This window comes from Limnohabitans sp. WS1 (assembly GCF_003063265.1).
Lineage (GTDB): Bacteria > Pseudomonadota > Gammaproteobacteria > Burkholderiales > Burkholderiaceae_C > Limnohabitans_A.
This window is the reverse complement of sequence record NZ_NERU01000023.1, coordinates 1-22,260: the sequence shown is the minus strand read 5'-3', so window position 1 is coordinate 22,260 and position 22,260 is coordinate 1. Positions and strand designations below refer to the sequence as shown.

At 60.6% G+C, this 22,260-nt stretch carries 22 protein-coding genes; 5 read left to right on the top strand and 17 right to left on the bottom strand.

Annotated features, from left to right (window positions below; translation table 11 throughout):
- The gene (gene arfB, locus B9Z48_RS19475; RefSeq protein ID WP_108380350.1) at positions 1 to 408 is read left to right on the top strand and encodes an alternative ribosome rescue aminoacyl-tRNA hydrolase ArfB; all 408 of its coding nucleotides are present in this window, start codon (positions 1 to 3) and stop codon (positions 406 to 408) included.
- On the opposite strand, the gene miaA is transcribed toward arfB, so the two are convergent.
- From miaA to mutL, 3 genes are read right to left on the bottom strand one after another with little or no spacing between them, the layout of a single operon-like run.
- Entirely contained in the window at positions 405 to 1,373 is a 969-nt protein-coding gene (gene miaA, locus B9Z48_RS19470) for a tRNA (adenosine(37)-N6)-dimethylallyltransferase MiaA (RefSeq protein WP_108380349.1), read from the bottom strand. The genes arfB and miaA overlap by 4 nt on opposite strands.
- A complete protein-coding gene (locus tag B9Z48_RS19465) occupies positions 1,370 to 2,584 on the bottom strand; it encodes a multidrug effflux MFS transporter (RefSeq protein WP_108380348.1) in 1,215 nt (404 codons plus the stop codon). Before B9Z48_RS19465 ends, miaA begins: the two co-directional genes overlap by 4 nt.
- The gene (gene mutL, locus B9Z48_RS19460) at positions 2,584 to 4,569 is read right to left on the bottom strand and encodes a DNA mismatch repair endonuclease MutL (RefSeq protein WP_108380347.1); all 1,986 of its coding nucleotides are present in this window, start codon (positions 4,567 to 4,569) and stop codon (positions 2,584 to 2,586) included. Before mutL ends, B9Z48_RS19465 begins: the two co-directional genes overlap by 1 nt.
- Before the next feature lie 37 nt (positions 4,570 to 4,606).
- On the opposite strand from mutL, the gene B9Z48_RS19455 reads away from it, so the two are divergent.
- On the top strand, positions 4,607 to 5,245 hold the full coding sequence (locus B9Z48_RS19455) for a DedA family protein (protein WP_108380346.1): 639 nt from the start codon (positions 4,607 to 4,609) through the stop codon (positions 5,243 to 5,245).
- An 11-nt stretch (positions 5,246 to 5,256) separates the two neighbouring features.
- Here the strand turns inward: B9Z48_RS19455 and pobA are convergent, their stop codons facing one another.
- Positions 5,257 to 6,453, bottom strand: coding sequence for a 4-hydroxybenzoate 3-monooxygenase (gene pobA / locus B9Z48_RS19450; RefSeq protein WP_108380345.1), 1,197 nt, complete (start codon positions 6,451 to 6,453; stop codon positions 5,257 to 5,259).
- A 189-nt stretch (positions 6,454 to 6,642) separates the two neighbouring features.
- On the opposite strand from pobA, the gene B9Z48_RS19445 reads away from it, so the two are divergent.
- The gene (locus B9Z48_RS19445; protein WP_089960420.1) at positions 6,643 to 7,413 is read left to right on the top strand and encodes an IclR family transcriptional regulator C-terminal domain-containing protein; all 771 of its coding nucleotides are present in this window, start codon (positions 6,643 to 6,645) and stop codon (positions 7,411 to 7,413) included.
- 1 nt (position 7,414) lies between these two features.
- On the opposite strand, the gene B9Z48_RS19440 is transcribed toward B9Z48_RS19445, so the two are convergent.
- The gene (locus B9Z48_RS19440; protein ID WP_108380344.1) at positions 7,415 to 8,608 is read right to left on the bottom strand and encodes an aromatic ring-hydroxylating dioxygenase subunit alpha; all 1,194 of its coding nucleotides are present in this window, start codon (positions 8,606 to 8,608) and stop codon (positions 7,415 to 7,417) included.
- 9 nt (positions 8,609 to 8,617) lie between these two features.
- Entirely contained in the window at positions 8,618 to 9,589 is a 972-nt protein-coding gene (locus B9Z48_RS19435; RefSeq protein ID WP_108380343.1) for a tripartite tricarboxylate transporter substrate binding protein, read from the bottom strand.
- Between the two features lie 81 nt (positions 9,590 to 9,670).
- Between B9Z48_RS19435 and B9Z48_RS19430 the strand changes: the two genes are divergently transcribed.
- On the top strand, positions 9,671 to 10,615 hold the full coding sequence (locus B9Z48_RS19430; protein WP_108380342.1) for a LysR family transcriptional regulator: 945 nt from the start codon (positions 9,671 to 9,673) through the stop codon (positions 10,613 to 10,615).
- On the opposite strand, the gene B9Z48_RS19425 is transcribed toward B9Z48_RS19430, so the two are convergent.
- From B9Z48_RS19425 to B9Z48_RS19375, 11 genes are all read right to left on the bottom strand, one after another.
- Positions 10,592 to 11,620, bottom strand: a complete 1,029-nt coding sequence (locus B9Z48_RS19425) for an SDR family oxidoreductase (RefSeq protein ID WP_108380365.1) — start codon at positions 11,618 to 11,620, stop codon at positions 10,592 to 10,594. The two genes, B9Z48_RS19430 and B9Z48_RS19425, sit on opposite strands and share 24 nt — an antisense overlap.
- Positions 11,617 to 12,528, bottom strand: a complete 912-nt coding sequence (locus tag B9Z48_RS19420) for a bile acid:sodium symporter family protein (RefSeq protein ID WP_108380341.1) — start codon at positions 12,526 to 12,528, stop codon at positions 11,617 to 11,619. Before B9Z48_RS19420 ends, B9Z48_RS19425 begins: the two co-directional genes overlap by 4 nt.
- Before the next feature lie 27 nt (positions 12,529 to 12,555).
- A complete protein-coding gene (locus B9Z48_RS19415) occupies positions 12,556 to 13,881 on the bottom strand; it encodes an NAD(P)/FAD-dependent oxidoreductase (RefSeq protein ID WP_199233555.1) in 1,326 nt (441 codons plus the stop codon).
- On the bottom strand, positions 13,878 to 14,699 hold the full coding sequence (locus tag B9Z48_RS19410; protein WP_108380340.1) for an SDR family oxidoreductase: 822 nt from the start codon (positions 14,697 to 14,699) through the stop codon (positions 13,878 to 13,880). The genes B9Z48_RS19415 and B9Z48_RS19410 overlap by 4 nt, the downstream gene beginning before the upstream one ends.
- Before the next feature lie 117 nt (positions 14,700 to 14,816).
- A complete protein-coding gene (locus tag B9Z48_RS19405; protein ID WP_089960403.1) occupies positions 14,817 to 15,530 on the bottom strand; it encodes an ABC transporter ATP-binding protein in 714 nt (237 codons plus the stop codon).
- 1 nt (position 15,531) lies between these two features.
- A complete protein-coding gene (locus B9Z48_RS19400; RefSeq protein ID WP_089960401.1) occupies positions 15,532 to 16,299 on the bottom strand; it encodes an ABC transporter ATP-binding protein in 768 nt (255 codons plus the stop codon).
- Complete coding sequence (locus B9Z48_RS19395; protein WP_089960397.1) at positions 16,292 to 17,299, bottom strand: branched-chain amino acid ABC transporter permease; 1,008 nt, start codon at positions 17,297 to 17,299, stop codon at positions 16,292 to 16,294. Before B9Z48_RS19395 ends, B9Z48_RS19400 begins: the two co-directional genes overlap by 8 nt.
- A gap of 13 nt (positions 17,300 to 17,312) precedes the next feature.
- Positions 17,313 to 18,176 (bottom strand): branched-chain amino acid ABC transporter permease, encoded by an 864-nt coding sequence (locus B9Z48_RS19390; RefSeq protein WP_108380339.1) that lies wholly within the window; start codon positions 18,174 to 18,176, stop codon positions 17,313 to 17,315.
- A 93-nt stretch (positions 18,177 to 18,269) separates the two neighbouring features.
- Positions 18,270 to 18,587, bottom strand: coding sequence for a non-heme iron oxygenase ferredoxin subunit (locus tag B9Z48_RS19385; protein ID WP_089960391.1), 318 nt, complete (start codon positions 18,585 to 18,587; stop codon positions 18,270 to 18,272).
- Between the two features lie 514 nt (positions 18,588 to 19,101).
- Complete coding sequence (locus tag B9Z48_RS19380; RefSeq protein WP_108380338.1) at positions 19,102 to 19,590, bottom strand: aromatic-ring-hydroxylating dioxygenase subunit beta; 489 nt, start codon at positions 19,588 to 19,590, stop codon at positions 19,102 to 19,104.
- Positions 19,590 to 20,855: an aromatic ring-hydroxylating dioxygenase subunit alpha gene (locus B9Z48_RS19375; RefSeq protein WP_108380337.1), complete on the bottom strand. Its 1,266-nt coding sequence runs from the start codon at positions 20,853 to 20,855 to the stop codon at positions 19,590 to 19,592. The genes B9Z48_RS19380 and B9Z48_RS19375 overlap by 1 nt, the downstream gene beginning before the upstream one ends.
- Before the next feature lie 146 nt (positions 20,856 to 21,001).
- On the opposite strand from B9Z48_RS19375, the gene B9Z48_RS19370 reads away from it, so the two are divergent.
- Positions 21,002 to 21,937 (top strand): LysR family transcriptional regulator, encoded by a 936-nt coding sequence (locus B9Z48_RS19370; protein WP_089960551.1) that lies wholly within the window; start codon positions 21,002 to 21,004, stop codon positions 21,935 to 21,937.
- The last annotated feature ends 323 nt before the right edge of the window (positions 21,938 to 22,260 follow it).

The window sequence follows — 22,260 nt, the reverse complement described above, 5'->3', positions numbered from 1 at the left end:
ATGAAACACGCTTTGCACATTGACGACAGCCAGGTCGACTTGATCGCCATCAGGGCTCAAGGCCCCGGGGGGCAAAACGTCAACAAGGTTTCCAGTGCCGTTCAATTGCGCTTTGATCTGGCCAATGCTTCTTTGCCTGAGGACGTCAAGCAGCGTTGGCTGGCGTCGGGCGACAGTCGCCTGACTCAAGAAGGCGTGTTCATTCTCAAAGCCCAGCGCCATCGCACCCAAGAAGCCAATCGTGTGGACGCTTGGGCACGCTTGTATGAAACGCTGGATCTGTACGCCAAGCCTCCCAAACCCCGTAAAGCCACAAAACCCAGCTATGGCTCGGTTCAAAGACGCCTGGAAGGCAAGGCGATGCAGTCGAAAATCAAAAGTGGGCGCAGCAAGAATTTGCCCGATTAAGGGCACATTGGCAGGGCCAAATCAATCACCCTTGCACTGGCTTGGGACTCCTCAGCGTCCACCACCACCCGATGGGGCATGCTGCGCAGCCAAGTGATTTGACGTTTGGCCAGTTGGCGGGTGGCAAAAATACCCCGTTCGCGGATCTCGGCTTGGCTCCAGTTGGCGTCCAGTCCTTCCCAAGCCTGACGGTAACCCACACAACGCATGGCCGGCAGGTCTGGGTGCAGATCACCTCGGGCACGCAACTGCTGCACCTCGTCCATGAAGCCGTTGGCCATCATGTGGTCAAACCTTTGCGCAATGCGTTGGTGCAGCCATGTCCGGTCGTTGGGCTCCAGGCTGATGATCGGAATGTGCCAATCGGGGGTAGGTGTCTTGGCGCTTTGGTGAAAAGACGAAAGCGTTTGGCCTGTGGCGGTCCACACCTCCAAGGCGCGGCCAATGCGTTGGCTGTCGCCCGGTGCCAACCGTGCTGCCGTGGCCGGGTCGATTTGGGCCAACAAACCATGCATGGCAGGCCAACCGAGTTTTTGGGCTTGTTGGTGAATGTCGGCGCGAATCTCTGCGTTGGCAGCGGGAATGTCATCAAGGCCCTCCACCAGGGCCTTGAGGTACAGCATGGTGCCGCCCACAATCAAGGGTGTTTTGCCTCGCGCCCGAATGTCGGCCATGAGACGAGCTGCTTCTCGTGCGAATTCGGCCGCACTGAAGCTTTGTGTCGGCTCGATGATGTCGATCAGATGGTGGGTGACTTGGGCTTGTTCTTGAACGGTGGGTTTGGCTGTGCCAATGTCCATGCCTTTGTAAACGAGTGCTGAATCCAGGCTGATGATCTCGACGCCGCCTTGCGATTGCATGGCTTCGGCCAAGGCCAAAGCAACGGCTGTTTTGCCGCTGGCAGTGGGGCCAACCAAGGCGATGGCGTCTGCTTTGGCGGAGGTTTCAAGGTGTTGATCGTTCATGTGGCAGGCTTCAAAAGGACTGGGCGGCCCAGGCGTTGAACGCGTGTCCAGGCCAGCCCCGTGATGATCAGTGCCCACAGCAGCAGGCCATGGGCGAGGGCAAATACCGGTTCATCAAGGTGGCGACTCAACCAAGCGCCCATGAAAAATGCCCCCAGCATCATCAAAAAACCATTGAGCGCCGAGGCCGTGCCCGCACGGTGGGGGAAGGGTGCAACCGCGCCACTTTGACCGCAAGGCTGGTGCACCCCATGGCCAATCATGAAGATGTACATGGGCACCATGACGGCCCAAGCGCCAAACCAGTCCTGTCCTTGGCCCGCATAGGCCAGTGCCACCATGCTCACCCCGCCGGTGAGTGTCAAAATCGCCGCCATGCCCACGGTGCGGTGCACACTGTTGCGGCGCAGCATCCATCGGCAGACAAACGTGCCCGCGATGTAAGACAAGGACATGCTCAGCATGAGCAGACCGTAGGCGGTTTTGCTGTAGCCCATGCTTTGGATAAAAACAAAGGAGGAGCTGGCCAAAAATGTGAACAAACCCAGGTACGAGGCCGAGGACAAGGCACACCAAGTTAAAAAAGTGGGGTGGCGCAAGATGTCCAGATTGGCTCGCAACAAAGGGCGGAACTGAAGTGCTCGTGGATCAGGTTGTGCCAGTGTTTCTTCAAAACGCCAAGCCAGCAAGGCGAAGGTGACGGCACCATACACAGCCAAAGAAAGCAGGGCCGTGCGCCAACCCATGGCATCGGTCAACAAACCGCCCAAGGGGGCGCAGGCACAAGCGATGATGCCCAGTCCTGTCAGGGCCTGTGACATGACGTGAGCCCCTTGCACTGGCGCAAACAAATCGCGCACCACGGCGCGTGCCCCCATCACACCCGCGCCCATGGCCATGCCTTGCAAGGTGCGGCCTGCGATCAGCCAAGCCATGTTCGGTGCCCAAGCACAGGCCACCGAGGCCAGGGTGTAGGCCGCCATGCCCCACAACAAAATCGGACGTCTGCCAAATCGGTCCGACAAGGGCCCCCAGACCAGCTGCGACAGGCCAAAAGCCAGCAGCAAGGCGGTCAGGGTGAGTTGAGCCTGACCCATGCCCGCCCCAAAGCCTTCGGTGATGGCGGGCAAGGCGGGCAGGTACAGGTCGGTGGTGACGGGTTGCAGGCCGAGCAGCAGGGCCATGAGCAAGACAACGAGTTGGGGGTTCATCACCGCCCCCGCAAAAACAGCGCATCCAGATCCCGCATCGTCATTTGACGCCAAGTGGGGCGGTCGTGGTTGCACTGGTCAGAGCGTTCGGTCTCTTCCATCTGGCGCAGCAGCGCGTTCATTTCATCCAGCGTCAGGCGGCGGTTGGCGCGAACGGCACCGTGACAGGCCATGGTGGCCAGGATTTCGTTTTGGGCGCGTTGCACCACCGTGCTTGCGTCGTGCTGGGCCAGCTCGGCCAGTACGCTGCGGGCCAGTTCCACCGCGTCGCCTTGTGCGAGGCTGGTGGGCACGGCTCGCACAGCCAGGGTTTTGGCCGACAGGGGCGAGATTTCCAGGCCGAGTTGTTCCAGTGCTTCTGCGCAGGCCTCTGCAGTGGCCACCTCGGTGGGGTGTGCCGCAAAGGTGGCCGGAATCAACAGGGGTTGACTGGCAATGCGAGGGCCTTCGCTGCCTGGGGTGTGGAGCTGGTTTTTCAGGCGTTCGTACACGATGCGTTCGTGTGCCGCGTGCATGTCGACCACCACCAGGCCTTGCTTGTTTTCAGCCAAGATGTAGACCCCGTGCAGCTGCGCAATGGCGCGGCCCAAAGGCCAGTCGCCTTCGGGCAAAGGTGTTGATTCAGACGCAGGGGCAGTGGGGCTGGCCTGCACGCTGGGCTTGAGGGCGTGAGCACCCTGAAGCCAGGCGGGCGAGGGACGCTCGTGTGCGCCCAGGTCATCGCTGGGCTCTGGCGGCTTCCACAGCGCCTTCAGGTCGGCCATGGCGCGATCGCCGTCCACCCTTGGACGAACAAAGTCAGCTGGCTTGTAGGCAGGGGCATTGAAGCTGGCAGGGCCAGGGCGTTCAAACGCCATGCCGCTTTGTTGCCAAGCCGCTGATTCGGGCAAGGGTTGGGGGGCAGGGCCGTTTTGGAGTTCAAAGGCACGGCCTGTGTTCGGGGCTTCGTCAGACAGCTGGTGTGCACGCGGGGCGGCCAGCGCGTTTTCGAGTGCGTGCCGCACCGCCTGGTGCACGGCGCGGCTGTCCCTGAATCGCACCTCGATCTTGGTGGGGTGCACGTTCACATCGACCAAGGTCGGATCGATTTCCATGAACAGCGCATAGGCCGGTTGTTTGTGGCCGTGCAGCACGTCTTCGTAAGCGCTGCGCGCGCCGTGCATGACCACTTTGTCCCGCACAAAACGGCCATTCACATAGGCGAACTGGTGGTCCGGGCGTGAGCGGGCAGCGTCGGGGAGCCCTGCGCGGCCCATCACCTTGAGCGGCCCGGCGTGGTAGTCCACCGCAATGGACTGGGCCACAAACTCCTCGCCCAGCACATCGGCCAGGCGTTGCTCCAGACCCGCAGCGCCAGGGTGCACGCGCCACTGTTCGACCAATTTGCCCTCGTGCCAGATGGCAAAGCCTACGTCGGGGCGGGCCAGGGAGTGGCGTCGCACGGCCTCGATGCAATGTGCCAACTCGGTGCTGTCACTTTTCAAAAACTTGCGGCGGGCGGGGGTCGAGAAAAACAGCTCTTTGACCTCCACCGTGGTGCCCACAGCGCGGGCGGCGGGGCGGATCTCGCCTGTGCGGCCGTCCAGCGCAAAGGCCGTGGGCTGGCCGTCCATGCGCGAGAGCAGGGTGAGTTCGGACACCGAGTTGATGGCGGCCAGCGCCTCCCCCCGGAAACCCATGGTCATGACCGATTCAAGCTCGTCCAAGTTGCCAATCTTGCTGGTGGCGTGGCGCTTCAAGGCCGTGGCCAGCTCATCGGGCGCAATGCCGCCGCCGTCGTCTTCCACCGAAATCAGCCGCGTGCCGCCGCCCATCAGGCGCAGCGTGATGCTGCGTGCGCCCGCGTCCATGGCGTTGTCCACCAGCTCGCGCACCACCGAGGCGGGGCGCTCGACCACCTCGCCTGCGGCGATTTGGCTGATCAGTTCATCGGGGAGTTCGCGGATGGGGCGGCGCGCGGAAGCCGGGGTTTGTTCAAAGGTCACTGCCTGATTTTAGGGCTTGGGCAGGGATAATCCGCGCATGGACATTCTTTTGCAACTCGTTGATTTCATCCTCCACGTGGACCGTTATTTGGAGGCCTTTGTCGCTCAATATGGGGCTTGGGTGTATGCCTTGCTGTTTCTCATCATCTTTGTGGAAACAGGCGTGGTGGTCATGCCGTTTTTGCCGGGCGATTCGCTGCTCTTCATTGTGGGCGCCATGTGCGGCGCGGGCTTGATGAACCTGCCCTTGGTCATGGGTTTGTTGCTGGTGGCGGCCATTTTGGGCGACCAGACCAACTACACCATCGGGCGCTACTTTGGACCCCGTGTCTTCCAATGGGAAGATTCCCGGTTTTTCAGCCGCAAGGGCTTTGACCAAGCCCACGCGTTTTACGAGAAATATGGCGGCATCACCATCATCCTGGCGCGGTTCATGCCGTTCATTCGCACCTTTGTGCCTTTTGTGGCGGGGGTGGCCGAGATGACACGCAGCAAATTCACCTTGTACAACGTGGTGGGCGGTTTCATTTGGGTGGTGGGTTTGACACTGGCAGGTTACCTGTTCGGCAACCTGCCCATCGTGCAGCAGCACCTGTCCAAGATCATCTGGGCCTTGATCATCGTGCCCGGCCTGATCGCCATGTTGGGGGCGTGGAAGGCCCGCCAAACTGCCTGAGGACCGGGGGATCACTCCCCAAAATTCAGCGGCAAGCCCACATAGTTTTCGGCCATGGTGCGCGAGCCCGCTTCGCTGTGGATCAGGTAGTCCAGCTCCGCGTCCTGGAATTTTTGGCCGATGTCACCGTTTTCCGGAAAGTGGTGCATCAAGCTGGTGAACCACCAGGAAAAGCGCTCTGCACGCCAAACGCGGCGCAAGCAGCGCTCTGAATACGCGTCGATGCCCGCATCGGTTTTGTCGGCATAAAACTCGATGATCGCGGTGGACAGGTACTTCACGTCGGTGGCGGCCAGGTTCAGGCCCTTGGCCCCGGTGGGCGGCACAATGTGCGCCGCGTCGCCCGCCAAAAACATGCGGCCAAATCGCATCGGTTCGGTCACAAAGCTGCGCAGCGGGGCGATGCTTTTTTCGATGCTCGGGCCAGTCACCAAGTGTTCGCGGGCTTCGGGGTCCAGGCGATGACGCAGCTCGGCCCAGAAAGCGTCGTCCGACCATTGCTCGACCTTGTCGGTGGTGGGCACTTGCAGGTAGTAGCGGCTGCGCGTGACGCTGCGCTGTGAGCACAGGGCAAAGCCGCGAGTGCTGTTGGCGTAAATCAACTCGTGGTGCACGGGCGGTGTGTCAGACAACACACCCAGCCAGCCAAAGGGGTAAACCTTCTCGTATTCCTTGATGGCGTTTTTGGGCGCACTGGCGCGGCACACGCCATGAAAGCCGTCGCAGCCTGCAATGAAGTCGCACTCGATGGTGTGCAGCTGGCCGTTTTTTTCGTAAGTGACGCGGGGTTTTAGGCTGTCGAAGTCATGCACCTGCACGTTGTCGGCCTCGTACACCGTGGGCAGGCCTTGCGCTTGTCGGGCGTCCATGAGGTCGCGGGTGACTTCGGTCTGGCCGTACACGATGACTTTTTTGCCGCCCGTGAGGCGGTCCATGTCGATGCGGTGGCGTGCACCTTTGAATAACAGGTCAAAGCCCGTGTGCACCAAACCCTCCTTGTGCATGCGCTGGCCCACGCCCGCTTCGTCGAGCAGGTCCATGGTCACTTGCTCCAGCACGCCGGCGCGGATGCGGCTGAGCACGTAATCCCCCGATTGACGCTCGACGATGATGGCATCGATGCCGGCTTTGTGAAGCAATTGGCCCAGCAGCAAGCCCGATGGGCCAGCGCCGATGATGGCAACTTGGGTGCGTGTGGCTTTGGTCATGGGTGTCTCCTGAAATCGGTTTTTGCAATCTCTGTAAGCTTAAGAGACAGGCTTGTTTTGACCCTGAGGTGGTGATGAAGTTTGTGCGGTGATTGGATTTTTTGTGCGATCATCGCGCAATATGACTCCAATCAATTGCATTTGGCAGGTCGCATCTTCAGGTCAGAGATGCATTTTTGAGATTTCTCCATGACCATCGCGAAAGCCGACTACATCGAAGGCTTGGCCAAAGGACTGGCTGTACTCGAAGCCTTTGATACCGAGCGCCAGCGCTTGAATGCCACACTGGCCGCACAGCGCACGGGCATCACGCGGGCGGCGGCGCGGCGGCATTTGCTCACGCTGGCCGAGCTGGGTTATCTGGACACCGATGGCTCGCATTACTGGTTGTCGGCAAGGGTGTTGCGCCTGGCGGGCAGCTACATGGCCACTTCGCGCTTGCCGCGCATGCTGCAGCCCACACTCAACCGTTTGGCCGCGCAAACGCAGGCGGCCTTCAGCGCGGTGGTGCGTGATGGCGATGAGTGCGTCATCGTGGCCCGCAGCGCTGGTGTGGGCGAGCCGGTGCGGCACTTGGCCTATGGCTTGCACCTGGGGGCACGCTTGCCCGCGCACGCCACATCTACCGGGCGGGTGCTGCTGGCCAGCTTGCCCAAGACCGAATTTGCCGCCTGGCTCAAGGGCCGGGAATTGGCCCGCATCACGCCGCAAACCGAAGTGAACGCCACCCGGTTTAAGGCCTTGATCGCGCAAGTGCGGCAGGCAGACCACTGTTTGGCCCGCGACGGGCACGAGCTGGGCATCCATGCCTTGGCGGTACCGTTGCGCAACATGCAGGGGCAGACCTTGGCCGCACTGAACGTGGTGGGCACGGCCGAGCACTTGAGCGATGCCGCAGTGCAGCGCCAATGGCTGCCCTTGCTGCTGGAAGCCGCTCGGGAGTTGCGGCCTTTGCTTTGAATCAGTCCAACATGAAGTTGCCGGATGTGAAGTGCACAGGCGGGGCGTCTGTATCGAATTGAACCCCTGCCGGGTCTCCTCCGGCAGCCACGGTGTCCAGTTGCTTGAGCAGCATGCGGCGCAGCATCACGATGCCTCGGTCGCTGGTGGCCAGGTGTTCTTCGGAGTGATGAGCGATCACGCCTTGGCTGACCATGGCTTCCACGTCGTTGGGAAACAGCTGGTGTTCCTCTTCGCTCATCTCTTCCCACAGCTTGCCGTTCATGCGGGTGCGCATGCGTGACAACTCGCCTTCTTCTCGCACGCGGCCCACCACAAAAATCCGGAAACTGTGGTCATCGATGGGCAAGATCCATCCGATGGACTCGACCCGCCCCATGCGGCCGATTTTGGGGCTGGGAATCACGCGCAGGGTGGGCAAGCCGGCTTCACTGATGCGCTTGAAAGCCCGGCCATCGGGCAATTGGCGCATGGAAATGGTTCGGACCCCCAGTTCGGTGTTCTCCCAGTTGACCTCGGGCATCACGGCCATTTCTTCTACAAATTGGGTGCCGCTGAATGATGAATGCAGGATCACGACGTGAAAAGGGTCAACCAGGTTTTCGTAATGCTGCAGCCAGTTGCAGGGGATGACGCGGGGTCCACCACCACCGATGCTGCTGTCATCGGTTTCGAGAAACTCACCTGCGTCGAGCACGTCCAGACATTCGTAGGTTGGCAGCACCGGCTTTTTGTCTGGGGGCCCCATGTACGCCCAGATCAATCCATAGTGCTCCTGCAGCGGATACCAGGGCTGGCGAACTTTGTCCCTGAAGCGGCCACCACCGGGCTCACATGGTTGGTCCAGGCAATGGCCTGCGGCATCGAACTTCCAGCCGTGGTAACAGCAGCGAATACCGGTCTCGTCGACTTTGCCGTAAAACAGCGAAGTGCCTCGGTGCGTGCAATGCGGGTACAGCAGGCCGGGCTGGCCTGACAGGTTGCGAAAAAGGATCAGGTCTTCGCCCAAAACCCGGACCTTTTTGGGGGTGGCTGTGGCGTCACGGGTCAAGCCAATCGGGTGCCAGTAGCGGCGAAGCAGCTCGCCCATCGGGGTGCCCGGACCCACTTCGGTCATGTTTTTTTGGTGGCTGGGGGCGGGGCGTCCATAAGCGGTGCCGGTGTCTGCGGGTACCAAGGGAATGATCTTGTGCATGGGGTGGCTTCAGTTGGCGGTCACGCCGGCAGCTTTGATCAGTTCGGAGACCCGAGGAAAGTCGGCTTTGTAAACCTCCATGAACTGTGCGGGGGTGTTGCCCAGGGGCTCGAAGCCAAAGGCGCTCAGGCGGGCTTGGATGTCGGGCATTTGGGTGATGTCACGCAAGGCGTTGACCCAGCTGTTTTGCACCTCGGGGCTCAAACCCGCCGGGGCGTACATGCCGATCCAGCTGTCAACGTCAAAGCCCTGGAATCCTTGCTCCTTGAAGGTGGGCACTTGCGGCATGGTCGAGACGCGGCGAGTGCCTGCGATACCGATGACTTTCATTCGGCCGCCTTGTGTTTGGGCCTTGGCGGTGGAGGGGTTGGCCCACGCGAAATCGAGCAAATCGCCGAACAAGTCGTTGTGCGCGGCAGCTTCGGATTTGTAGGCCGCATGCACCAGGTTCAGGCCCGCCTGACGCTTGAGCAACTCGCCAAAAAGATGGGCGGTGGAGCCGTTGCCCCAAGTGCCAAAGGACATGGCACCTTTCTTCTTTGCAAACTCCACAAATTCCTTGAGGTTGTTGTAGGGTGCATTGGCCCGGGCCACCAGCATGGGGCCTCCGGTGGCCAACATGGACAAAGGGGTGAAGTCCTTGACCGGGTCGTAAGGCAGCTTGGCCTGCAAAATGGCGTTGTTCACATGGGTCAGTGGCAGTGTCATCATCACGGTGTGCCCATCGGGTGCGGACTTGGCTACAAAATCGGCAGCGATGATGCCACTGGCACCCGGTTTGGCGTCAACGATGATGGACTGCCCCCATCTTTGTTGCAGTTTTTCGCCATAGGCGCGGGCCAGACCATCAATCGGGCCGCCCGCCGTACCAAAGGGAACGATGCGAACAGGGCGGTTGGGAAATGCAGAAGTTTGCGACCAGGCGCTTGCGCCGACCATGGCGGTGGCAGCAGTCAGCAATTGGCGACGGTTGATGTGCATGCTTGTCTCTGGTTGTGAAAATGTGTTTGTATCTTCGGTCAAGCTTGGCGTGCAGACAATATGAAAATTTGGATATGAGATATGAGCCAAAGTGATATTCGCAGTCTCGACATCGGCATGATTCGGACCTTTGACGCGCTGATGCGCGAGCGCAGCGTCTCGCGGGCCGCGGCGCGGCTGTTCCTGAGCCAGCCTGCGGTCAGTGCTTCATTGGCTCGGTTAAGAAAAATATTCAATGACCCCTTGTTCATCCGCACAGGCCACGGTGTGAGCCCGACACCCAAAGCCCTGCGCCTGGCGCCGAAAATCGAAAAAACCTTGTTTGAGTTTTCAGCCTTGTTCGATGAAGAGTTGGACTTTTCGCCTGGTCAATCGAGCCGCATTTTTCGTGTCGCAGGCTCGGATTACCCCAGCAGCTGGGTGTTGCCCGCCTTGGGACGCGTTTTGGCCGCTTGCGGATCTGCCATCCGCATCGTTTGGGAGCCTGTGGGCAGCTTGAACTTGCAGGACAGTTTGTCTCGGGGCGAGCTGGATCTGGCCGTGATCGCCCGCATCAAACCCCCTCATGATTTAGAGCATTTGGCGCTGTACCAAGACCACTATGTCTATGCGCTGCGGCGAGACCACCCCCGTGCTGCTGAGGCCGTGTCGCTGGACAGCTTTTGCGCCATTCCGCAGATATTCTTGGGTTATGGCACCTCGACTTTGGATGACCGGATTGACGAAATTCTGGCTGCCACTGGCAGGCAAAGAAATGCCCAAATGGTGGTGTCGAGTTTTGCCCAGATCATCCATCAACTCGAGCACAGCGACTATGCCGCCGTGATGGGGAATCGGGTGGCGATGACCCATGCCAAGCAACTGGTCACGCGAAGTTTGCCCTTCGATTTACCCGCCTATTCGTCGTTTTTGTGCTGGGACAAAAAGTCAGTGCACGACCCTGGCGTTGAATGGTTAAAAGGCCAGATCCTGGCCATCGCAGCGCAAAACCCATCCACCGCTTTAACGCATGACATCGTGCTTTGAGTGAGCCTGAATGGGGTTGTGCGCCTTGCGTGCGCTGATCAAGGCGTCCAGTGCCTGGGCACTGGTTTTTTGCGGTGTGTAGCCAAATCGGCGCTTGAGTGCGGTGTTGAGCAGCACAGGCCGGTAGCGCAAAAAGTCGAGTTGTTCTGGGCCGTAGCGGCTCAGGCCCAGGCGGCTGCCCAGCCACAAAGCGGTTTTCAGGAGCCACGCGGGCAAGACGCGAGGGCGCTTGTTCAGGCGCTGCGCGATCTCAAAAATCGTCAAGGCCCCGTCGCCCGCCAAATTGAAGCAGCCACTGGGGGCCTCACCACTCAAGGCATGCAATATGGCTCCGGTCACGTCTTCATCCCAAATGAACACGAAGGGGCTGTCGCTGCCTTGCACGGCCAGCAGGCGGGGTTTTTCAAACAGGGCGGTGATTTGGTTGTTGACCCGCTCGCCCAAGATGGTGCCGATGCGCAGCACGGTTTGCTGCAGCTGGGGGTGGCTTTGGCGGTACTGCGCCAGCATCTCTTCGACCAAGCGTTTGTGGTGGCTGTAAGCAAAGCTCTCGTTGCCGCGCAGGGGCATGTTTTCGGTGAGCCAAGCGGGGTTGTCTGCGTGATAACCATAGGCCGCACCGCTGGACGAGACCACGATGTGTTGCACGCCATGCGCCACACAGGCTTGCAACACGTTGCGTGTGCCTTCCACGTCGACCGAGTATTCGAAGGCGCGGTTGGCGTCTTTGCCGGGCGTGACGATGGCGGCTAGGTGCACCAGGGTGTCGATCTGGTGGGCGGCCACGGTGTATGCCAAGGCCGGGTCGCGCACGTCTTGTGTCAGGTAGGTGATGCCACTCAGGCGCTGCGCCTCGGGCACCTCACGCACGTCCACTGCGACCACGGCCTCGGAGTCGCCCTGGCGGGCGAGTTGGGCGATCAGGCCCTGACCCAAAAAGCCTGCTGCGCCCGTGACCAACACGCGCCGTGCACGCGGCGTGTTGTGCAGGGACTGGGCGCTCATGCGCTTGGGTCCTTGAGCGGTCGGCGTGCCCACCATCCTGCCAGCACCAGCCCGGCGATGATGTCCCAAAAGCCCCAGACACCGGCCACCACGGCCATGCCACCCAGCCCGTCAAAGAAGCTGAAGATCAGCACCAGCCCCAAGCCCGCGTTGCGGATGCCGACTTCGATCGACAAGGCGCGGCTGTCGTAGTCTGACAAACGGGCCGCTTTGGCGCAAAACCACCCGGTGCCAAAAGCCAGCGCGTCATGCAAGATGACGGCCACCAGCACCAGGCCCACATAGTCCAAAAAGTAGCGCCAGTTGCCCGCAATGGCGGCCACGATGAAGCCGATCAGGGCCAAGAAGCTGATGATGCGCAGCGGCTTTTTGAAGCGCTCGGTCCAGACGGGCAAATAGCGGATGCACAGCAGGCCCAGCACAAAGGGCAGGCCGATGATGAGCAGGATGTGCACAAACATTTGTACCGGGTCCAGGGCGATGCTGGTCAACAACTTGGAGCCGGTGGGGTGCAGGCCGCCCCAGAACGCGAAGTTCAGCGGCATGGCCACCACCGCGATGGCATTCGACACGGCGGTCATCGACACGCTCAGCGCCACATTGCCCTTGGCCCGGTGCGTGAGGATGTTGCTCACATTGCCCGGCGGGCAGCAGGCCACCAGGATCATGCCCAGTGCGATGCTGGGCGAGGGCTGCAGCACCAGAGTCAGCACAAAGGTGATGGCGGGCAAAAGCAGGAACTGCGCCCCAATGCCCACCGCAAAAGCCATGGGCATGCGCAGCAGGCGGCGAAAGTCTTCGGCCCGCGTGTCCAGCGCGATGCCGAACATCAAAAATGCCAGCACCCCGTTGAGCAGGGCCAGCGAGGCGGGGTTGAAGTTCAGGCGAATTTCGTCAACAGGCAGCATGGGGGCTTTCGTGTGGGAATGGGGAGCTCAGGCCAGCTCGGCCGCAGTTTGGCGCATGGTGTCGCGGTACACGTCTTTGTTCACATAACAGGCCATGCGCTCCACCTTCAGGTAGCGGTAGCCGGCCGACAAATCGGGCGAGGGGCCTTGCCGCGCTTTGGAAAATGCCAGGGCCTTGGCCTGGCCCGCATCCAGGCCTTTGAAATACCGCGCCATCACCTCGGCCTGCTCGGCCCGGCCTTCCCAGCCCAAGCCTGCGGCCTCGACCATGCCGAGCACGGCCAGGCGGTCAAAGCGCGGCGCAAAGATGTTCAGGTACAGCTGGGGCGACATGCCTTGCCAGTTGAGCAAGGCGTTGTTGATGAAGGGGTAGTGCAGCTTGTAGCCGGTGGCGGTCATGACCAGGTCGTAGTCGGCTTGGGTCCCGTCCTTGAAGTGCACGGTGTGGCCATCAAGGCGGCTCACGTCAGGCCGTACCTTGACGTCGCCGTGGCCGATGTGGTGCAGGATGAGCGAGTTCACGATGGGGTGTGACTCGTACATTTTGTAGTCGGGCTTGGGAAAACCAAAACGGACCGGGTCGCCCGTGAACCACTTGAGCATCGTGCTGTCGACTTTTTGTTTGAGCCAGCGCGGCAGCTTGGTTTTGCCGCCCACCGTGTCGGCGGGCAGACCGAACACATATTTGGGCACGAAGTAATAGCCCCTGCGCACCGAGATGTCCACGCTTTGCGCGTGGTGCACCGCGTCGACAGCGATGTCGCAGCCCGAGTTGCCCGCGCCCACAATCAGCACGCGCTGGCCCTTGAACTGCTCGGCTTTTTTGTAGGCCGAGGTGTGCAGCAACTGCCCGCTGAACTGCCCGGGCCACTCGGGCTTGTTGGGTTCGGCCAAGATGCCGTTGGCGATCACCACGCCTTTGTATTCGTGAGTTTCGTGTTGGCCTCCACCTGCATCAATCGTCACCCGCCACAGCGTGTCGGGCGCATCGCTCACCGGCTCCACACGCAGCACACGCACGCCAAAGCGGTAATGGCGCTTGAGGTCAAAGTGCTCAGCGTAGGCCTTGAAGTAGTCCAGCAGCTCACGATGACTGGGGTAATCGGCCGTGCCCTCTGGCATGGGGAATTCTTTGAATTCGGTGGTGCGCTTGCTGGAGATCAGGTGGGCCGATTCGTACACGGTGGAGCGCTCGTTGCCGATGTTCCACAAACCGCCCACATCGGTGTGGGCTTCAAAGCCCTGGAAAGCGATGCCGTGTTTACTGAGCGCCCTTGCGCCTGACAGACCCGAGGGGCCTGCGCCGATCAGCGCGATTTGGGTGTGGGTGGCGATGTGCTTGTTTGGGCTCATGTCTTGTCGTGCGGGTGCGAGAGTCCGGGAATGGGGGTGGCGCCAGCTTGGTGGGCGCGGGGTTTGCGCGGCTGGCCCAGCAAGATGCGGTCGTGCCAGCGTGCAGGCAGCAGGGACAAAGCCCGTGACAGCCAGCCAATGCGGCGTGGCAAAACAATGTGTTCGCGGCCTTGCGCCACGCCGCGCAGCAAATCGCGGGCCGCCTCGTCGGGGCCCAGCAAGCCGGGCATGGCAAAGGTGTTGCCTGCGGTGAGCGCGGTGCGCAAATAACCGGGACTGATGGTGTGCACGGTGAGCCGGGTGGGGCGCAGCTCGGCCCGCAAGCTTTGCAGATACGCGATCAGTCCGGCTTTGCTCGCACAATACGCCCCGTTGCCCGGCATGCCGCGCCAGCCCGCCACACTGGCCACGCCGACCAACGCGCCCTTTTGGCCGCTGTGTTGCATGGCGCTCAAAAAAGGTTGGAAGGTGGTGGCGACGCCCAGCAGGTTGATCTCCAGCATTCGGCGCATCACCGCCAGATCGGCCGGGTCGGCGGTCTCGTAGCCGCCTGCCACACCCGCGTTGGCGATCACCAGATCGGGCACGCCCCAGTGCTGCAAAAAGTCGGCGGCCATGGCTTGCATGGCCGCTGCATTGGAGACGTCGGGGGTGTAGATGCGACAGCGCTCGGGGGCCAGCTTGGCCAGTGACTGCAAGGCTTCGAGGTTCAGACCGACCAAGGCGACCTTTGCACCCGAGTCCAGCAGCTGCCGTGCCAAGGCCTGACCCAAGCCCCCGCAGGCTCCAGTGATGACGGCGCGTTGGAATGGGGGCATGGATGACGGGCTTGACAGCTGGCGAGTGAAATAGCGTTCAATTTTGGCACGCCCCAGCCCACTCGCGTCTCGGTGAAGACCCTTGCGGGACGCCCACCGCCAAGCCCTTCAAACCTTTCAAACCCCCAAATGCTGCTCCAGCACGCTCGGGTCATCCAGCAGGATTTGTGACGAACCTTCGAACACCACTTGCCCTTTGACCAAGATGATGTTGCGGTCGGTGATCTGGGTGACGTGTTTCCAGTTCTTGTCCACGATGATCGAGCTGATGCCACTCTCTTTGATGAGGCTGCAGATGCGCCAGATGTCGCGGGCGATCAGCGGGGCCAGCCCTTCGGTGGCTTCGTCCAAGATCAGCACGTCGGGGTTGGTCATGAGTGCCCGGCCGATGGTCAGCATTTGCTGCTCGCCGCCCGACAGTTGCTGTCCGCCGTGCCCCAGACGTTCCTTCAGGCGTGGAAAGGTCTCGAGCACGCGCTCGTAGGTCCAGTCGCGCTGGCCTTGAGTGCCAGGCCGTGCCGCCATTTGCAGGTTTTCCACCACGCTCAGGTTGCCAAAAATACCCCGGCCTTCGGGCACGTAGGCGATGCCCAGTTGCGCCACTTCAAACGTGGGTCGGCCGTTCATGCGCTGGCCCTTGATGTCCACCGTGCCGCTGCGCGGCGGCACGATGCCCATGAGGGTTTTGAGCAGGGTGCTTTTGCCCATGCCGTTGCGGCCCATGAGGCCAATCGTTTCTCCCCGGCCGACAGAAAAGTTCACGCCACGCAGGATGTGGCTCGCGCCGTAATAGGTGTTCAGGTCTTGGGCCTGGATCAACAAATCGTTCATGTCAGTGCTCCTCACCGAGGTAAGCGGCCTGCACACCTACATCGGCACGCACAGCAGCAGGCGTGTCGCTCGCAATCACTTGCCCGTTTACCATGACCGTGAGGTGGTCTGCCAGGGTGAACACGGCGTCCATGTCGTGCTCCACCAGCAAAATGGCGTGGTCTTTTTTGAGGCGCAGCAGCAGCTGCACCATGCGCTCGGCCTCGGCTTGGCCCATGCCGGCCAGTGGCTCGTCGAGCAGCAGCACGCGGGGCTCGGTGGCCAGGGTCATGGCAATTTCGAGCTGGCGTTGCTCGCCGTGGCTGGTGGCCCCGGCTTGGGCGTGGCGGCGGTCTTGCAAGCCTGCCAATTCGATGGCGCGTTCAGCCCGCTGGTTCACAGCCTGCATTCGGGCCGCTGTTTTCAACCAGCCCAATGGGTTGAAAGGCGAGGGCTGCACACGCGATTGCGCGGCCAGGCGCACGTTGTCCCACACCGTGAAGGTGGTGAAGATGTTGGTTTTTTGGTAGCTGCGCCCCAAGCCGTGGCGCGATATTTTTTCAGGCGTCCAGCCGCTGATGGGGTGCTCGCCCAAGGTGATGCTGCCGCTGGTGGGCGGCAAATCGCCCGAGAGCAGGTTGGTCAGCGTGGACTTGCCCGCGCCGTTGGGACCGATGACGGCATGGATGTGGCCCAGCCACAAATCCAGCGAAACCTCATTCACAGCCGCCAAGCCGCCAAAGCGCTTGGTCAAGCCACGGGCGGACAACAAGACTTGACGATCAGTCATGACCTGCCTCCTTGGCCGTTTTGCTGCCGAAAGCCCGGTTGATCAGACCCAAAATGCCCTTAGGGGCAAAGATGATCAGCGCCACGATGAACAGGCCCATCCACATCTGCCAGTGTTTGCCGGTTTTGAAGTTGCCCACCTCTGGCAAGTCTTTGAACACATGCAGTAAATACTCAAAGCTGAAGGCGCCCACAATGGCCCCCGCAAAATTGCCCATGCCGCCCAGAATGACCATCATGATGGCGTGTGCACTCATGTGAAAGCCCATGAGCTCGGGGTTCACAAAACCGGTTTGTGCGGCCCACAAATAACCCGCCAGGCCCGCCAAGGCACCGGCCAGCGTGAAGGCCGCCAGCTTGTGGCTGAAGGTGTTGAAGCCCAGCGCCCGCATGCGGTGCTCGTTCACGCGGATGCCCGACAGCGCCCGGCCAAAGGGGCTCCAGAGCAGGCGGCGCAAAAACACATACACCGCCAGCAAACAGCCCAGCGTGAAGTAATAAAACACCCGCTTGTTTTCCAGGTCGATGACGCCCGCATCGGGGCGGAAGTTCAGGAACAAACCGTCCGAGCCGCCCAGCGCCTTGTTGTCAAAGAAGATGTAAAAAATCATCTGCGCAAAGGCCATGGTCACCATGATGAAGTAGATGCCGTGCGTGCGCACCACCAAAAAGCCAATGACCAAAGCGGCCAGCGCCGCCCCACCCACGGCCAGCGGCAAGCTGGTGTACAGGCTGATGGGCTCGTTTTGCGGCGTGACAAAAGCCAGCACATAACCCGCCAAGCCAAAGTAGGCCGCATGGCCCAGCGATACCAGGCCCGTGACGCCTTGCAGCAAGTCGAGGCTCATGGCCAAGATGGCCAGGATCATCATGCGCACGACCATGGCCGTGTAGAAGTCGGTTCCGACAAAGGGGAAGGCGGCGAGCGCCAAAAAGCCCAGCACCATCACCAGCTGGATGCTGCGCGGCAGGGTTTCAAGGTGAATTTGGGGCGTGCTCATGTTGAACTCTTTTTCATTGCTTGAACAGGCCTTCGGGTTTGTACAGCAGCACCAAGGCCATCAGCACATACACCAGCATGCCCGAGGCCTGGGGCAGCAGCACCTTGCCAAAGGTATCGACCAGGCCGACCAACAAGGCGGCAATCAAAGCACCCCGCACCGAGCCGATGCCGCCAATCACCACCACCACAAAGCACATGATCAAAACTTGGCTGCCCATATTGGGGTAGACGCTCGACACAGGCGCGGCGATTATGCCCGCGATCGAGGCCAAGCCAATGCCCAAAGCGAACACCACCGAGTGGATGAGCTTGATGTTCACACCCAGCGATTCGGTCATCTCGCGGTTGAAGGCCCCGGCGCGGATTTTCATGCCCAGTCGGGTTTTGGAGATCAGCAAATACAAGCCCAGCGCCAACACCAGGCACACGCCCGACATGAACAGGCGGTACACCGGATAAGACAGGTTCTCGGTCAGGGGAATGGACGCGGCCAGCAGCTCGGGCACGGGCAGACCGTGCACGTCATCACCCCAAATCATGGAGCGCAGCTCTTCAAACACGTATATCAGGCCAAACGTGAGCAGCACTTGGTCCAAGTGGTCGCGGTGGTAGAAGTGCCGAAACAGCAAACGCTCAATCAGCAAGCCAAAGGCCACCGACAAGGCGGTACCCACAATGATGGCCAGCGTGAAGCTGCCCAGCTGCGCTGCCAAAGACCAAGCCAGGTAAGCGCCCAGCATGTAAAAGCTGCCGTGGGCCAGGTTGACCACGCCCATGATGCCGAAGATCAGCGTCAGGCCCGCTGCCAGCATGAACAGCAGCAGCCCGTACTGGACACTGTTGAGCAGCTGGATCAAAAAATTCACAAAGTCCATCAGATCTGCGACCAAAGGAAAGGGTCAAGCAAAAGCGCTTGTAAAAACGGCGGAACAAGTCCGCCGCTGGCTAGTTTAACGGTTGCTTTGCCGTCACTGATCGAGCTTGAGCAGAACTCGGCCGTTCTCAATTTTGACCGGCCAAGACTTGACCGGCTCGGTGGCCGGGCCACAGCTGACGGTGCCGTCACGCACATCAAACAGCGCCTGATGAAAGGGGCACTCCACATGGTGGCCTTCGACAAAGCCGTCGCAGAGTTTGGCGTTGCCATGGCTGCACAGGTTGTTGATGGCATACACGCCGCCATCATCGAGTTTGAAGAGGGCAATGTCTTGGCCCTCAGGCGTCACGGCGATGCCAGCGCCTTCAAACAAATCGGCCTCGGCGGCCACGTCGGTCCATGGGGTCATAGGTGTTCTCTCTTGAGGTGTGTGGTGATGCGGGAGCCCCACCCTCGGGGCGATGGGTGGTGGTCTGCGAGGCTTATCGCAATTATGTGGGAGCCCCGGCCTCGGGGCGATGGCTTGTGGTCTGCAAGGCTTATCGCGACGGGGGCGTCGCTCCTACAGGGGAATGCCTGGCATTTTTGGGGGCCCTGCCCTCGGGGCGATGGGTGGTGGTCTGCGAGGAGTATCGCGATTTTGTGGGAGCCCCGCCCTCGGGGCGATGGGTGGTGGTCTGCAAGGCTTATCGCGACGGGGGCGTCGCTCCTACAGGGGAATGGCTGCCGTTTTTGGGAGCCCCGCCCTCGGGGCGATGGCTTGTGGTCTGCGAGTCTTATCGCGACGGGGGCGTCGCTCCTACAGGGGAATGGCTGGCATTTTTGGGAGTTCCGCCCTCGGGGCGATGGGTGGTGGTCTGCGAGGCTTATCGCAACGGGGGCGTCGCTCCTACAGGGGGGTCTCAAAACGGCATCATCCATGGTCAGATGGGGTAAATGATGGAGTTGGGGATCATTTCGCTGTCGTAAACGCACAGGCGCTCGGCAAACTTCAGGCCTTCGGGGGTTGACACGATGGTGTCGATGTAGCGGCCCACATTGAACACGGTGCTTTCCTTGTCGAGCTTGGTGCGAAACACCGCGTAGTTGGCTTCGGCATAAATGCGACCGTCTTCAACGCGCCTCACCACGGGCGCCCCCACCACATGCCGCTGGTAATAGGGGTCGTGGTAAAGCGTCTCTTGGATGCCATAGGCGCGGTCCTTGAGCATGCCCTTGCTGGTGAAAGACAGTGTGCACAGCGGAAAGCCGCGCTCAAAGTTTTCACGCGGTTGCAGTTTGTACACGCACTGCTCGGTGAAAAACTCGGGCCACAGGTCCCATTGGCCGCTGTCCACGGCGCTGGCGTAATCGGCATAAAGCTGCTGAATGTCGAACCAGGTTTGCAGGTCTATCAAGGGTTTGGCCATCATCAATCCTCCATCACTTTGCGCCAGTATTCGTACATGCCCCTGATGAGCGTTTCGGTCACCATGTGGTCGGTCTCACCCACATCGCGTCCGCCCAGCTCCACCAGCATGCGGTGCTCGGGTTTGCTTTCAAAGGCCTGCTGCGAAAACTCGATCACTTCGCCGTCGTCTGCCGACACGAAGCCCGCCGGGCCAAACAAGTTGGACTGGCGCAAGCGGCGCTCGGTCATCTCGGGCGTGTCGTCTTCAAAGCCAAAGTGCGTCCAGACAAAGTCAAATGCGCCATGGCCATCGGGCTGGATGTGGCGGGTGGACACGCTGTTGACCTGCTGCTGAAAAATCACGCTGGGAAACAGCGTCATCATCACGGCCGTGGGCATCTGATCACCCAGTTGCCACCAAGGCTCGGGCACGATGTCCAGAAAGCTTGGGTCATGGAGCTGCATGCTGGCCTTGAAGCTGCTCACTTGCGTGACCTGGGCTTTGTCTCCCGCCGCCTGACCTGCTGAGCCGCGCGTGGAAATCATGGCCGCGTGGCGGTGGTGTTCGTCCATGCGCAGCTCAGACTTGTTGTCAGCACGCCAGAGGCCAAAGGTCACAAACCAGGTGTGCAGCAGACCGGGGTGGTAAGGGTCTTTGATGTTTTCCTGCATCAGCTTCCAGTTGCCCGGGATGCGTTGACGGTTGTAGCCCAGGATGGTGAGCTTGCGGCCGTTGAACAGGCGGTCGAAGTACTTGAGGATGGTGGGGCCCATGAAGTCTTCGAGGGACTCCACCGCATGGTCAAACGAGGCAAACACCACGCCGCCCCGTGTGGCCACTTTGAGCGAAGTCAGTCCGTGGTCCTTGGGGTCAAAGTCGGCGGGCATGCCGCCGTTGACCTTGCCATCCTGGCGCACGCCACGCCTGAAGGGCACGCCTTGCAGCTTGCCGTCCAAGGCGTAGCTCCACTGGTGGTAGGGGCAGACCAGTTCTTTTTTGTTGCCATGCCGCTCACGGCAAAACGCCATGCCCCGGTGTGCGCAGACGTTTTCAACGACGTGAATTTGACCGTCTTGGCTGCGCGTCATGATGACCGAGCGTTCGCCAATCACGGTGCGTTTGAAGTCGCCCGGGTTGGGCACTTCTGCCTCCAGGCCCACATAGCTCCAGTGGGCTTTGTAGAAAAAACGGTCCAGCTCTTTTTTGTGGCTGTCCGCGTTGGCATAAAGGGCAAAGGGCACACGGCTCGTGCCCTGTGTCTCCCAATGAATGGGGTGTTCCTGCATGGGGACTCCTGATGAAACTTGACGTGAATCATGCGTAAAATCCAAAAATTAGTAAACCGGATTATTTGTATAGTCGATATTTGAAATTCAAATATCAAGTGAGTTTTACAAAATTCAAAACACGAATTACCAAAGAGCCTCTCCCCATGGACATCTCCAAAATCGATCTGAACTTGCTGGTGGTCTTGCATCATTTGCTTTTGAAGAAGCGGGTGTCCACGGTGGCTGAGGTGCTGGGCATGAGCCAGCCAGCCGTCAGCAGTGCCTTGGGGCGTTTGCGCAGCACATTGGGCGATGAGCTTTTTTTGCGCACACAAGGGCGCATGGAGCCCACGCCCTATGCCTTGCAATTGGCCGAACCCGTGGCCATGGCTTTGGATGGTTTGCAACAGGCCTTGAATGTGCGGGCGGCATTTGACCCTGCGCTGAGCACACGCAGCTTTTGCCTGGCCATGACCGATGTGGGCGAGATGTATTTTTTGCCCGTGTTGGTGGATGCTTTGACGCGGTCAGCCCCCGGGGTGACTTTGCAGGTGGTCAGCGTGACGCAGGCTTCGCTCAAAGAAGACATGGCCACCGGCCGCATTGACCTGGCCATGGGTTTGTTGCCGCAGCTGCAGGCGGGTTTTTTTCAGCAAGCCTTGTTTCGGCAGAAATACATTTGTTTGATGCGGCAAGGGCATGCTTTGGCGGGTCCAAACCCGTTGAATTTGGCTTCGTTCACTGCCGCTGAACATGTGCGTGTGGTGGCTGCAGGCACAGGGCATGGTCGGGTCGACGTGGCCTTGGCCCAGCAAAAACTGCGCCGACACTTTCGTCTGACGGTTCCGCATTACGTGGCCTTGGGCGATGTGTTGAGCCATTCCGATTTGATTGCCACCGTGCCCGAGCGGTTTGCAGACCGCACCTTGGGACCTTTTGGCCTGGTCAAGCGGGACTTGCCCATGCCCGTGGATGAGAGCGCCATACACCAGTTTTGGCACGGTCGCTTGCACCGAGATCCCGGGCATCAGTGGCTACGGCAAGCCATCCAAAAGCTTTTTGGCGATGGCGAAACACCCCAAAACGAGCAAGCCGTCTGAAGCAATGCCCTGCCTTTTGTGGGAGCCCCGGCCTTGGGGCGATTGTTGTTGGTTTGCGAGGGTGATCGCGACGGGGGCGTCGCTACTACAGGGGGCATGTCTGCCATTGCAGGGGGAGGCCTGCCATTGCAGGGGGAGGTGTTCTGCAGTTTGTGGGAGCCCCGCCCTCGGGGCGATGGGTGGTGGTCTGCGAGGATTTTCGCGACGGGGGCGTCGCTCCTAGTGCGCCCGTGAAGGCGCGTACACAGCATGGTGAGAGTCCATGTCGGGGTAAGCCAAGGCCCCGTAGTCGAAGGTAACTGCGTCGCTGCGAAGCGGGGTGG